This window comes from Kitasatospora sp. NBC_00458 (assembly GCF_036013975.1).
Taxonomy (GTDB): domain Bacteria; phylum Actinomycetota; class Actinomycetes; order Streptomycetales; family Streptomycetaceae; genus Kitasatospora.
This window is the reverse complement of record NZ_CP107904.1, coordinates 6820262-6835024: the sequence shown is the minus strand read 5'-3', so window position 1 is coordinate 6835024 and position 14763 is coordinate 6820262. Positions and strand designations below refer to the sequence as shown.

The window sequence follows — 14763 nt, the reverse complement described above, 5'->3', positions numbered from 1 at the left end:
CTGGGGCTGCCTGCTGCGGCCCGAGGCGGGCGACGCGGGGGCGTCATTCCTTGCCGAACTCTGTGTTGATGAGGAGGAACAGCTCCTCGTCGGTGGCCGCGTCGAGCTTGTCGATGACGTCGGCGGACGGGCTCTCGCCCGCCCCGTCCCAAGCGGCCAGCAGGGTGCGCAGCCGTGCGGCCGCCTGCTCGCGTACGTCGTCGTCCGGCTGGAGGGCGGCCAGATCGGCCTCCAGTCGGTCGAGTTGGGCGAGCACGGGCAGCCGCACACCCGCCGTGCCCTGGAGGATCGTGGCCTCCAGGTACTCCGCCAGCGCGGTCGGAGTCGGGTAGTCGAACACCAGGGCGGCCGACAGCTGGACGCCGGTGATCGCGACGAGGCCGTTCCGGAGCTCGACCGCCGTCAGTGAGTCGAAGCCGATCTCCCGGAACGAGCGGTGCACGTCGAGCCCGTCGGGGGACGGGTAGTCGAGGACGGCCGCGACCTGGGTGCGCACCAGCTCGACCAGCGTCCGCAGTCGCTCGTCCGCGGGAAGTGCGGCGAGCCGGCCCGCGAAGCCGGCGCCGGTCCCCGCTCCCGCGGGTCCGGCGGCGCGCCGCATCGGTGTCCGGAACAGCCCGCGCAGTGCCGCCATGAGCGTCCCGCCGGCGGCCTTCCCCCGCAGGACGGCCGGGTCGAGCCGCATGGGGACGAGGACCGCCTCGTCCCTGTCCCACGCGGCGTCGAACAGCTCCAGGCCCTTGTCCCCGGTCAGCGGGACGACACCGGCCTGCAGCATCCGCCGCAGGTCGCGGTCGGACAGGTTCCCGGCCATTCCTCCGCTGGTGTCCCACAGGCCCCACGCCAGCGACGTGCCCGGCAGGCCCTCGGCCTGCCTCAGCCGCGCCAGGCCGTCGAGGAACGCGTTGGCGGCCGCGTAGTTGGCCTGGCCGACGCCACCGAAGGTCCCCGTCCCGGAGGAGAAGAGGACGAACCTGGCCAGCCCCAGGCCCTTCGTCAGCTCGTGGAGGTTGACCGCGGCGTCGACCTTGGCCCGCAGCACCCCGTCCACGCGCTCCGGGGTCAGCGCCGTCACCACACCGTCGTCGACGGTGCCGGCCACATGCACCACGGCGGTCAGCGGACGCTCGCCGGGGATGCCGGCCAGCACCGCCGCCAGCGCGTCCCGGTCCGCGACGTCGCAGGCGGCGAAGGTCACGGAACCGCCCGAGCGGGTGAGGTCGGCGCGGAGTTCCGCCGCACCGTCCGCCCGCTCCCCTCGCCGGCTGACCAGCAGGAGGTGGCGGACGCCGTGCTCCGACACCAGGTGACGGGCCAGCAGGGCGCCGATCGCGCCGGTGGCGCCGGTGACCAGGACCGTGCCGTCCTCGGAGAGGGCCGGGGCCTCCCGGGTGGCCGCGGGCGCGGCGACCCTGGCCAGACGCGGAAGCAGCAGCGCTCCCGAGGCGACGGCCAGTTGCGGCTCGTCCAGGGCCTGCGCCGCGCCGATCGCGGCGAGCAGGCCGTCGCCGACGCTGTCCGGATCGTCGAGGTCGAGCAGCAGGAACCGGTCCGGTCGCTCGGCCTGCGCCGAGAGCAGCAGGCCCCAGGCCGCCGACGCGGCGGGATCGGCCGGGGACCGCCCGGTGTCGACGGCGCCGCTCGTGACCAGGACCAGCCTGCTGCCGGCCAGCCGGTCGTCGGCCAGGAGCCGCTGAACGATCGCCAGGGTCCGGTGGACGGTCAGCCGGGCCGCCTCCACCAGCGGGCCGGGGGCCGTGCCGACCGGCACGACCAGCGTGTCCGGCGCGGCGGCGCCCCCGTCGAGCGCCCGGCCCAGGGCGTCCGGGCCGGGGTGGACGTCCACCCGGGCGTCCGAGGCGGCCGCCAGTGCCTTGCCGATGACGTGGGCACAGGTGTCCTCCCCGCCGAGCACCGCCCAGTCGCCGGCCGGAGTCGCCGGGGCGACGGCCGGGGCGGCGGTCCAGGCGAGCCGGTACAGCGAGTCCGGGTGGCCGCCGGCCCGCGCCGCCCCGCCGGCCGCCCGGACCGGCGCCTCGGTCAGCGAGAGCGCCTCCACCACCGCGACCGCGCCGTCCTGCGGGTCGGTGAGCTCGGCCGAGAACGCGTCGGGGCCGTGGGCGCGGAGCCTGACCCGCAGGGCCGTCGCACCGGCGGCGTACAGCGACACACCGCTCCAGCCGGACGGACGGCGCCCGCCCCGGCCCCGCCGGGCGTCCGCGAGCACGGCCAGCCCGCCGACCCCGGCCAGCAGCGCCGGGTGGAGGCTGTGCAGGTCGGCGTCGGACGCCTCCTGCTCGGCGAGCACGAGGTCGGCGAGGACCTCGTCGCCGTGCCACCACACGCTCTGGACCACGTCCGGGAGCACGTCCTCGGCGTCCGTGGCGCGGGCCCACGCCTCGTGGAGCTCCTCCGGCCCGACGGGCTCCGCCCCGGCCGGCGGCCAGGGACCGGGCTCGACGGCGGCCGGAGCGGGAGCCCCGGTCAGGACACCGGCGAGATGACGCCGCCAGGGGCCGTCGGCCTCGCCCTCGGGCCGTGAGTGCAGGGTGAACGCCCGCTGCCCGTCCTGGTCCCCGGCCACCAGGTGGAGCCGGAGCTGGACCCCGCCCTCCTCGGGCAGCGGCAGCGGCTCGACGGCCGTGGCCTCCCCGATGCGGTCGTACCCGAGCTGGCCCCCCGCCCACAGCGCGAGCTCCACCAGCGCACTGCCGGGGTACTCGGCGCGGTCCGCGGCACCGGCCGCGCGGGACAGCCTGGCGCTGTACAGCACGCCCCCCGGCTCCGGGAGGTCGACGCCGGCCCCGAGCAGCGGGTGCGCCGCCTCCCGCAGCCCGGCCGCGGACAGGTCGCCCTGCCCGGCCGCGGGCAGGGCGAGCCAGTAGTGCCGGTGCTGGAAGGCGTACGTGGGCAGGTCGATCCGGGCCGCGCCGCTCCCCGCGAACAGGCCCGGCCAGCTCACCCGCCCCGCCCGCACGTGCATCCGGCCGACGGCCGTCGCCAGGGTGCGGGCCTCGTCCCGGTCGCGGCGCAGCGCCGGGACGCACACGGGCGCTCCGGCCGGGTCGCCGGCCCGGTCCGCGAGGCACTCGCCGGCCATCGTGGTCAGCACCGCGTCGGGGCCGATCTCCAGGAAGGTGGTCACGCCGCGCTCGGCGAGGGTCGTGATCCCGTGCGCGAACAGCACGGCCTCGCGCACCTGCCGGCTCCAGTAGGCCGGGTCGCGGAGTTCGTCCACGCCGGCGAGCCCGCCGGTCACGTTGGACACCAGCGGCAGCACCGGGTCGTGGAACTCCGCCCTCGCCACCACCCACTCGAAGTCGGACAGCATCGGTTCCATCAGCGCCGAGTGGAAGGCGTGGCTGACCGCCAGCCTCCTGGTCCGCGCTCCCCGTCCGGCGAAGACGGCGGCCACCCGGTCGACCTCGTCCTCCGGGCCGGACACCACCACGGACGAGGGCCCGTTGACGGCCGCGACGGACACCCGGTCCGCGAACGGCGCCAGGGCCTCGCGGACCTCGGCCTCCCCGGCCGCGACGGCCGCCATGGCCCCGCCGGACGGGAGCGCCTGCATCAGCCAGCCGCGTGCCGCCACCACCCGGGCGGCGTCCGCCAGCGACCAGACGCCCGCGACGTGCGCCGCGACCAGTTCACCGATCGAGTGGCCGAGCAGGTAGTCGGGTGTGACGCCCCAGGTCTGCAGCAGCCGGAAGAGCGCCACCTCCACGGCGAACAGGGCGGCCTGGGTGAAGACCGTCTGGTTCAGTTCGTCCGCTTCGGGCGAGCCGGGCGCGCTGAACACGAGCTCCTTGAGCGGCCGGTCCAGGTAGTGGTCGAGTTCCGTGCAGGCCGCGTCGAAGGCCTCCGCGTAGGCGGGGTACGCCTCGTACAGGCGGCGGCCCATACCGGCCCGTTGCGAACCCTGGCCGGTGAACAGGAAGGCCACCCGGCCCTCGGACGGCCGCTCCAGCGTGACCGCGGCACCGTCCCGGCCCTCCGCCAGCGCGTCGAGGGCCCGCGCCAGGGCGGCCCGGTCGTCGGCGGCCAGGACGGCCGCGTCGTCGAACACGGTGCGGGTCGTGGCCATGGACCAGGCCAGGTCGCGGATCCCGGCGCCGGGCTCGGCGTCCAGGAACGAGCGCAGCCGTGCGGCCTGGGCGCGCAGTCCCGCCCCGCCGCTGCCGGAGACGACCAGCGGGACGGGGGCGTCCTCCCCGATCGCCGGCCCACCGTCGCCGGCCTCCGGTGCGTCCACCACGGCCCGCGGCCCGTCGACCGGGGCCTGCTCGACGATCACGTGCGCATTGGTGCCGCTGATCCCGAAGGAGGAGACGCCGGCCCGGCGCGGGCGGTCCTGCTCCGGCCAGCTCCTGGCCTCGGTCAGGAGTTCCACCGCGCCCGCCGACCAGTCCACGTGCGGGGTCGGCTCGTCGACGTGCAGGGTGCGCGGCAGGATGCCGTGGCGCAGGGACAGCACCATCTTCATCACGCCGGCCACGCCGGCCGCCGCCTGGGTGTGGCCGATGTTGGACTTGAGCGACCCGAGCCAGAGCGGCCGGTCCTCCGGTCGGCCCTGACCGTACGCCTCCAGGATCGCCTGGGCCTCGATCGGATCGCCCAGCATGGTTCCCGTGCCGTGCGCCTCCACCGCGTCGACCTCGGCGGGCGACAGTCCGGCGTCCGCGAGGGCCGCGGCGATCACGCGCTGCTGGGAGGGGCCGTTGGGGGCGGTCAGCCCGTTGGACGCCCCGTCCTGGTTGATCGCCGATCCGCGGAGGACCGCGAGCACCGGGTGGCCCAGGCGCCGGGCGTCCGACAACCGCTCCACGAGGAGGACGCCCGCGCCCTCGGCGAGCGAGAACCCGTCGGCCGCACCCGCGAAGGACTTGCAGCGGCCGTCCGCGGCCAGACCGCGCTGCCGGCTGAAGGCGACGAAGGACGTCGGGTCGGGCATCACCATGACGCCGCCCGCGAGTGCCAGGTCGCACTCGCCCGTCCGCAGCGACTGCGCCGCGAGGTGCAGCGCGACCAGCGAGGAGGAGCAGGCCGTGTCGAGCGTGACGGCCGGGCCCTCAAGGCCCAGCACGTACGAGATGCGGCCGGACACCACGCTGGCGGAGGCGCTGGTGACCAGGTAGCCCTCCAGCTCGGCGGTGTCCCGCAGCCGGGTGCCGTAGGCCTGGTCCGCCATGCCGACGTAGACGCCGGTACGGCTGCCGCGCAGGGAGCCGGGGGCGATGCCGGCGCGCTCCAGCGCCTCCCAGGAGGTCTCCAGCAGCAGCCGCTGCTGCGGGTCCATCGAGAGGGCCTCGCGTGGCGAGATGCCGAAGAAGCCGGCGTCGAACCGCCCCGCGTCGTGGAGGAAGCCACCCTGCTCGACGTAGCTGGACTCGGGCGCGTCGGGGTCCGGGTCGAAGAGCCGGTCCAGCGGCCAGCCGCGGTCCGTGGGGAACGGGGTGATCAGGTCCGCCTCGTCCAGGAGCGCCTGCCACAGCTGCTCGGGCGTGGCGATGCCGCCCGGGAAACGGCAGCCCATGGCGACGATGGCGATCGGATCGTCGCGGCGGGCCGCGACGGCCGGCACCGCCGGGAGGGCGGGCACGGCCTCGTGCCGGCCGCCGACCTTCCGGCCGATGAACTCGGCCAGGGCCGCCAGGGTCGGATGGTCGAACACCATGGTGCTGGGCAGCCGCAGCCCACTGGCCGTGCTCAGCCGGTTGCGCAGCTCGACCGCCGTCAACGAGTCGAACCCGAGGTCCTTGAACGCCCGCCGCGCATCGACCGCGTCGGCACTGCGGTGGCCCAGCACGGCGGCGACGTGTTCGGCCACCAGGTCGCGCAGGGCCCGCGCACGCTGGTCCTCGTCCAGCTCCTCCAGCCTGCGGGCCAGGGCGGAGCCGGGCGCCCCGGAGCCGCCGGCCTGCGCGGGCTGCTCGGTCTCGGGCTGTGCCTCCGGCAGCTCGTCGAGGAGCCGGGAGGGGCGGCCCGAGGTGAACACCGCGACGAACTGCTCCCAGTCCACGTCGGCGAGGATGACCGAGGTCTCCCCTTCGGCGAGCATCCGCCGGAGTCCGGTGACGGCCAGGTCCGGATCGATCACCGGCAGGCCCCGGCGGCGGAGCGTGTCGTAGATCGCCTCGTCGACCATGCCGCCGCCGGCCCACGGCCCCCAGGCCACGGACAGCGTCGGCACGCCCTCGGCCCGGCGCCGCTCCGCACGGGCGTCGAGCACCGCGTTGGCCGCGGCGTAGACCGCGTGGTCGCCGGCGCCCCAGACGGCGGTGATCGAGGAGAAGTAGACGACCGCCTCCAGCTGCGCCGGGTCGAGGACGGCCTCCACGTTGGCGATGCCCTCGACCTTCGCGCCCAGCACGGTGACCAGGTCGTCCAGGCCCGCCTCGGCCAGCGGGCCGAGGACACCGGCCCCGGCGGCGTGCACCACGGCCGTGATCGGTCCCCCGTCGGCCTGCACCCGGTCGACGAGCGCGGCCAGCGCGGTGCGGTCGGCCGTGTCGCAGGACTCCACGGACACCCGTGTACCGAGGGCTTCGAGCTCGGCCCGCAGTTCCGGGGCCCCGGGGGCGGCGGCGCCGCGGCGGCTGAGCAGGACGAGGTGGTCCACCCCCTCGGCGGCCAGCCAGCGCGCGACGCGGACGCCGAGGGCGCCGGTACCACCGGTCACCAGGACCGTTCCCCGCGGCTGCCAACCCGGCTGCCCGGCGCAGTCGGACGCGGAGGCGCGCACCAGCCGGCGGCCGTACACGCCGGAGGGTCGCACCGCCACCTGGTCCTCGCCGCCGCCCGCCAGGAGCCGCGCCAGCCGCTCGGCGGCCCGCGCGTCGACGATCTCCGGCAGGTCGATCATGCCGCCCCAGCGCTGGGGGTCCTCCAGCGCCGCCACCCGCCCGAGGGCCCAGAGCGCGGCCTGCTCGGGGTCGGCCGGTCCGGCGTCGTCCGCCGTGCCGACGGCGCCGCGGGTGGCGCACCAGACGGGGGCGCCGACCCCGGCGTCCGGAAGGGCCTGGATCAGTGCCGTCGACAGGGCGAGCCCGCGCGGGACGACCTGCTCCAGCGGATGCCTCGCCTGGTCCATCCCGAGGAAGGAGAGGACCCCGGCCGGCGCCGGCCGGTCCGCCAGAGCGGTCCGGACGGCGGCGGAGAGCGCCGCGCGCTCGCCGCCGGCCTCGGCGGTGACGCGGTCCTCGTCGATCCGGAGCACGACGGTGCCGTCGGCGTGGTCCTCGACGGCGCCCACCGCCCCGACGACCGCCGGGTGGTCGGCGAGCCCGGCGGGCACGACGATCAGCCAGTGGCCGGCGGGCCCGGCCGGCCCGCCGGACTCGCCGAGCCGGGACCAGCGCACCCGGTACCGCCAGGAGTCCAGCACCGACTGCTCGCGCCGCCCGGACCGCCAGGCCGAGAGGGCGGGGACGACGTCCGCCAGCGGCGTGCGGTCGGCCATCCCGAGGGTGTCCGCGAGGGCGTCGAGGTCCTGCGCGTCGACGGCCTGCCAGAACCGCTCGTCCGCCGGATCGCCGGCCGCCTGCGGCGGTACCGGCCGCGGCCAGTACCGTTCGCGCTGGAAGGCGTAGGTCGGCAGATCCACCCGGACCGGCGGGCGGTCGCGGTAGGCGGCCGTCCAGTCGACGGGGACGCCGTTCACGGCCAGCTCGGCCACCGAGGTGAGCATCCGGTCGACGCCTCCCGCGTCACGTCGGAGGGTGCCCACGACGACCGGTTCGGCACCGGCCCGCTCGACGGTCTCCAGGATCGGGGCGCCCAGCACCGGGTGCGGACCGACCTCGACGAACACCAGGTGGCCCCGGTCGGCCAGTTCCCTGACGACCGGTTCGAGGAGCACCGGCTCCCGCAGGTTCCGGTACCAGTACTCGGCGTCCAGCCCTTCGGTGTCCAGCCGCCCCGCGGTCACGGTGGAGAAGAAGGCGGTCTCGGCCCGGCGGGGGCGGATCGGGGCCAGCGCCTCCAGCAGCTCCTCCCGGAGCTCCTCGACCTGCGCCGAGTGCGAGGCGTAGTCCACCTCGATCCGCTTGGCCCGGACCTCCCTCGACCGTGCCTCCGCCACCACCTCGTCGAGCGCCTCCGGCTCACCGGACACCACCACGGCGGACGGGCCGTTGACGGCCGCCACCGACACCCTGCCGCCCCAGCGTCCCAGCCACGACTCGACCTCGGCCCGCGGTGCGGCGAGGGAGACCATGCCGCCTCGTCCGGCGAGTGCGCCCAGCGCACGGGCACGCAGCGCCACCACTCGGGCGGCGTCCTCCAGGGAGAGCGCGCCCGCCACGCACGCGGCCGCGATCTCGCCCTGGGAGTGGCCGATCACCGCGGCGGGCACCACCCCGAAGGACCGCCAGACCTCCGCCAGCGAAACCATGACCGCGAACAGCACGGGCTGGACGACGTCGACCCGCTCGTACCCGGGTGCGCCGGCCGCGCCGCGCACCACGTCGGTGATCGACCAGTCCAGGCAGCCCTTGAGCGCCCGCTCGCAGTCCGCCCAGCGGTCCGCGAACACCTCGGAGGAGTCCAGGAGTTCGACCGCCATCCCGACCCACTGGCCCCCCTGGCCGGGGAACACCCAGACCGGGCCCCGCCCGACGGGCGACGCCTCGCCGGTCACCACGCCCGGCGCCGGCACCGCGTCGGCGACGGCCCGCAGCCCCGCCGCGAACTGCCCGCGCTCCCGGCCCAGGACGACGGCGCGGTGCTCGAACAGCGCGCGCGACGACAGCAGGGCGCGGCCGACGTCGGCGACCGGCAGGTCCGGCCGGGCCGCGAGCTCGGCCTCCAGGCGCGCCGCCTGTGCGCGGAGCGCGTCGGGGGTCCGGGCGGAGATCACCCACGGCCGGACCGCCGCCGGCTCGCCGTCCGGGACGGAGGTCGGCTCCGGCTGCTCGGGGGCCTGTTCCAGGATCACGTGCGCGTTGGTGCCGCTCATCCCGAAGGACGAGACGCCGGCCCGCCTCAGCCGGCCGGTCTCCGGCCACGCCCTGCTCTCGGTGAGCAGTTCCACCGCGCCGGAGGACCAGTCGACCTGCGGGGTGGGCTCGTCGACGTGCAGCGTCGCGGGGAGCACGCCGTTCCGAAGCGCCATCACGGTCTTGATCACGCCGCCGACGCCGGCCGCCGCCATCGTGTGGCCGATGTTCGACTTGAGGGAGCCGAGGTAGAGCGGCCTGTCGTGCGCCCGGTCGCGGCCGTACGCGGCGAGGAGCGCCTGGGCCTCGATGGGGTCGCCCAGGCGGGTGCCGGTCCCATGGGCCTCGACGAGGTCCACGTCCCGGGGGGCGAGGCCCGCGACGGCCAGCGCCCGGCGGATCACCCGCTGCTGGGACGGGCCGTTCGGCGCGGTGAGGCCGTTCGACGCGCCGTCCTGGTTGATCGCGCTGCCGCGCACGGTGGCGAGCACCCGGTGACCGTTGCGCAGGGCGTCGGACAGGCGCTCGACGACCAGGACGCCGACGCCCTCGGCCCAGCCGGTGCCGTCGGCCGACGCCGCGAAGGACTTGCAGCGCCCGTCCGCCGCGAGGCCGTTCTGCCGGGCGAACTCCACGAAGCCCACCGGAGTGCTCATCACGGTCACACCGCCGGCCAGCGCGAGTCCGCACTCCCCGTTCCGCAGCGACTGCACGGCCAGGTGCAGGGCGACGAGCGAGGAGGAGCAGGCGGTGTCCACGGTGACCGCCGGGCCCTCAAGGCCGAGGGCGTAGGCGATCCGGCCGGAGACCACGCTGGTGGCGGTGCCCGTCATCAGGTAGCCCTCGGCATCGGGCACCCCGGAGAGCACCTGGGCGTAGTCCGAGCCGGCCACGCCGGAGAAGACGCCGGTGGTGCTGCCGCGCAACGCGGATCCGTCGATGCCGGCCTGCTCCAGCGCCTCCCAGGACACCTCCAGCAGCAGCCGCTGCTGCGGGTCCATCGCCAGTGCCTCCCGGGGTGCCACCCCGAAGAAGCCCGCGTCGAAATCGGCCGCGTCGGGGAGGAAGCCGCCCTCGGTCGGCATGGCCGCGCCGCCCGAGGCGTCGCCGCGGCGCAGCGCTGCGACGTCCCACCCCCGGTCGAGGGGGAACCCGCCGATCCCGTCGCCTCCCGACACCACCAGGCGCCAGAGGTCCTCCGGTCCGGCCACGGCGCCGGGGTAGCGGCAGGCCATGCCGACGATGGCGACGGGCTCGTCGGTCACGGCCGCGCCGGTGGACGGCGGACCGGCGTCGACGGCGACGCCGAGCAGTTCCTCGCGCAGGTACGCGGCGACCGCGTCCGGGGTCGGGTAGTCGAAGACCACCGTCGCGGGGACCGGCAGGCCGCTCTCCGCCGCGAGCCGGTCGCGGAACCGGACCGCCGTCAGCGAGTCGAAGCCGAGTTCCTGGAACGGCTGGCCCGGGGGGACCGCATCGGCCGACGCGTGTCCCAGGACGGCTGCGGCGTGCGAGCGGACGAGTTCCAGCAGGCGGTGCGGCAGTTCCGCCGGGTCGACGGCGGCCAGCGGGTGGTCCGGGGCGACCGCCCGCACCTCCCGGCCGGTGGCGCCGGACAGGGCCCGCACCTCGGGCAGGTCGGCGACGAGCGGGCGGGGGCGGACCGCGGTGAACCGGGGGTGGAAGGCTCCCCAGTCGATGTCCGCGACGACCGCGACCGCCTCGTCGGCGCCGAGCGCCCGGCCCAGGGCCTCAAGGGCCAGGCGGGGAGGCATCGGGGCCAGCCCGAGGTCCGCGCCCGGGACCGGCGCGTCCGGACCCGCGTCCGCACCCCAGGGGCCCCAGGCCACGCAGAGGGCGGGCACCCCGTCGGCGCGCAGCCGCTGGGCCAGGGACTCCAGCAGTCCGTGCGCGAGGACGTGCACGGCGTCCTCGCCGCCCCACGCTCCGCTGACCGACGACAGCATGACGAAGGCGTCGAGGTCGGTGGCCGCGAGCAGGTCGGCCGTCAGCGCCGCGCCCGCGGCCCGGTCGTGCAGCTCCCGGGACAGCCGCCCGGGGTCGGTGGCGCGCAGCACGGATCCCGCGCCGGGCACGGACGGGGCGGGGTTCTCGATGTGGACGACGGCCGTGAGCGGGTGGTCGGCCGGGAGCGCCGCGCGGAGGGCCTCGGGGTCGTGCCCGTCCCAGACGGCGGTGGTGCAGGTGCTGCCGTCGGCCAGACCCGTCCGGAGGGCCGCGAGGTCGGGAGCCGGCTGCCCGGGCCCGTGGAGGAGCACCAGGTGCCGCTGCGCGCCGGCGGTGAGCCAGCCGACCAGGTCGCCGGTCACGGCTCCGGTGTCGCCCGTGACCAGGGTGGCGCCGCCGGACCGCCAGGACGGGCCGTGCGCGGGCCGCCGGACCGCCCGGGTCAGCCTGCGGGCGAACACGCCGTTCGCCCGCACGGCGAGTTCGTCCTCGCCCCGCGGGTCCGCGAGCAGCGCGACCAACCGGGCCGCGTGGTCCTGCGGGCCGGCGGCCAGATCGATCAGACCGCCCCAACGGCCGGGGAACTCGCCGGCGGCGGCCCGGCCGAGGCCCGGGAAGAACGCCTGGCCCCGATCGGCCGGGGCGTCGTCGCCGCTGACGGCGACCGCACCCCGGGTGACGCACCAGAGCGGGGCGCGCACCTCCGCGTCGCCGAGCGCCTGGAGCAGGGTGGTGGTGGCGGCCAGGGCGGCCGGCACCAGCGGCGCCTGCCGGTCCGGCGTCCGGTCGAGGGCCAGCAGGGAGAGCACGCCCGCCGGGGCCGGGCCGCCGTCGAGCGCGGCCCCGAGCCGGGCGGCGAGGGCGGCCCGGTCGGTGTCCGCCGGACCGGTGGGCAGGGTCACCACCCCGTCCGCGTGCCGTTCCAGGGCCTCCAGGACCGCGACGGCCACCGGGTCGTCCTGGGCGGCGGCCGGGACGGCCACGAGCCAGGTGCCGCCCGGGCCGCCGTCCCCGGGCCGGCTGACCGGCTCCCAGCCGAGCCGGTGCAGCAAGCGGTCGCCTTCGTGCGCGGCCGTGTCGTCGAGCGTCGGCGCGGCGGTCGCGGAGGGGCTGGCCGGCAGCCAGTACCGCTGCTTCCGGAAGGCGTAGGTCGGCAGTGCGGGCGGCCGCCGGGCCGGGTCCGTCCCGAGGACCGCCGCCCAGTCCACCGACCGGCCGCGGAGGTGCAGTTCGGCGAGGCCGGCGAGCAGGACGTGCGGCTCCTCGCGATCGCGTTCCAGCGCGGGGACCAGCGCCACCTCGTCGCCGGGGTCGGCGAGGCCGGCGAGGCAGTCGCGGGCCATGGCGGTGAGCACCCCGCCGGGGCCCAGTTCGAGGCAGGCCGTCACCCCCAGGGAGTGAAGCGTGCGCATCCCGTCGTGGAACCGGACGGCCTCGCGGACGTGCCGCACCCAGTACTCGGGCGAGCACAGTCGCTCCGCGGTGACCGGCTCACCGGTCAGGTCGGAGACGATCGGGATCCGCGGGGCGCGGAACTCCAGGGTCTGCGCCACGGCCCGGAAGTCGGCCAGCATCGGGTCCATGAGGTGCGAGTGGAAGGCGTGGCTGACCGTCAGCCGGCGGTGGCGGTGCCCCCGCAGGGCGCAGACCCGGGCGAGCTCCTCGATCGTCGCCCCGGCTCCGGAGAGCACCAGCGCCTTGGGGCCGTTGACGGCCGCGACCGCCGTCGGCCCGATGTCCCCGGCTTCCGCCAGGAGGTCCGGCAGGTCCGATTCGGGCAGCTCGACGGCGAGCATCGCCCCGCCCGGAGGCAGCGCCTGCATGAGGCGGCCGCGGGCGGCGACCAGCGTGCAGGCGTCGTCCAGCGAGAGCACGTCGGCGACGTGGGCGGCGCTCAGCTCGCCGATCGAGTGGCCGAGGAGGTGGTCGGGGGTGAGGTTCCAGTGCTCCAGGAGGCGGAACAACGCCACCTCCACGGCGAACAGCGCCGCCTGGGCGTACACGGTGCGGTTCACCAGCGGCTCGCCGTCCGCCTCCGCCCCGGCCAGGACGACGTCCTTGAGCGGGTGCTCCAGCAGCGGGTCGAGCCTGGCGCACACCTCGTCGAACGCCTCGGCGAACCGCGGGTACGCCTCGTACAGGCCGCGGCCCATGCCGGGGCGCTGCGCGCCCTGCCCGGTGAAGAGGAACGCGAGCCGGCCGGCCGGCCGGGTCCTGCCGTGCACGACCCGGGGGTGGACCGCGCCCCGGGCGAGGGCGTCGAGCCCGTCGAGCAGCTGCGCGCGGTCGGCCCCGACGACGGCGGCGCGGTGGGTCAGCGCGGCCCGGGTCGTCGCCAGCGCGGACGCCCAGTCGGTCGGCGCCACCTCGGGTGCGGCCTCGACCGCGCGGCCCAGCCGGTCGGCCTGCGCCCGCAGCGCGTCCTCCCCCCGGGCGGAGAGCAGCCACACCACCGGGGCGCCGGCCGGTGCGGTGGTCCCGTCGTCGGGCTCGGTCGGCGCGGTCTCGGGGGCCTGTTCCAGGATCACGTGCGCGTTGGTGCCGCTGATGCCGAAGGAGGAGACGGCGGACCGCCGGGCCCGGCCGGTCCGCGGCCAGTCCCGCTGCTCGGTCAGCAGCCGGACGTCACCGGCGGACCAGTCGACCTCCGGGGTCGGCTCGTCCACGTGCAGCGTGGCGGGCAGCAGGCCGTGCCGCATCGCCATGACCATCTTGATCACTCCGGCCAGACCGGAGGCCGCCTGGGTGTGGCCGAGGTTGGACTTGACCGAGCCGAGCCAGAGCGGTCGGCCGTCCGGGCGGTCCTGCCCGTAGGCGGCGAGCAGCGCCTGCGCCTCGACCGGGTCCCCGAGCCGGGTGCCGGTGCCGTGCGCCTCGACCGCGTCGACCTGGCCGGGGCTCAGCCCGGCGTCGTCCAGGGCCTGGCGGATCACCCGCTGCTGGGACGGGCCGTTCGGCGCCGTGAGGCCGTTCGACGCACCGTCCTGGTTGACCGCGGTACCTCTGACCACGGCCAGCACGGGGTGCCCGAGCCGCTGGGCGTCGGAGAGCCGCTCCAGCAGGAGGACGCCGACGCCCTCGCCCCATCCGGTGCCGTCGGCCGCCGCCGCGAAGGCCTTGCACCTGGCGTCCCCGGCGAGCCCGCCCTGCTGGGCGAACTCGGCGTACAGCTGCGGACCGGCCATCACCGCGGCGCCGCCGGCCAGCGCGAAGGAGCACTCGCCGGACCGCAGGGCGGCGACCGCGAGGTGCAGGGCCACCAGCGAGGACGAGCAGGCGGTGTCGACCGTGAGGGCCGGTCCCTCCAGACCCAGGGTGTAGGAGAGGCGCCCCGAGGCGACGCTGCTGGTGGTGCCGGTGAGGAGGTGTCCCAGCACCTCCCGGCGGGCCTGCTCGTCGTGGGGGCCGTACCGCTGATCGGCCATGCCGACGAAGACCGCGCCGTCACCGCCGCGGAGCGTGGTGGGGTCGATCCCGGCCCGTTCGAAGGCCTCCCACGAGGTCTCCAGGAGCAGCCGCTGCTGCGGGTCCATCGCCAGCGCCTCGCGCGGCGAGATGCCGAAGAATCCGGCATCGAACTCCCCTGCGTCGTAGAGGAATCCGCCCTCCCGCCGGACCTCGGCCCCGAGGCCCGAAACGTCCCAGCCGCGGTCCGCGGGGAAGGCGGCCACCGCGTCGCGCCCGGCGCGGGCGAACTCCCAGAGATCCTCCGGGGACCGGATGCCGCCCGGGTAGCGGCAGCCGATGGAGACGATCGCGATGGGATCCGGCTCGGCCGACTCCAACTCGTGCAACCGCTGCCGGGTCCGCTGCAGATCGGCGGTGACCTTCTTGAGGTAGTCGACGAGCTTCCCGT

The 14763-nt window shown here is 76.7% G+C and carries 1 pseudogene; it reads right to left on the bottom strand.

Annotated features, from left to right (window positions below):
• Positions 1-43: 43 nt before the first annotated feature.
• Positions 44-14755, bottom strand: a pseudogene (locus tag OG550_RS28105) (type I polyketide synthase); the annotation flags it as partial.
• Positions 14756-14763: the final 8 nt, after the last annotated feature.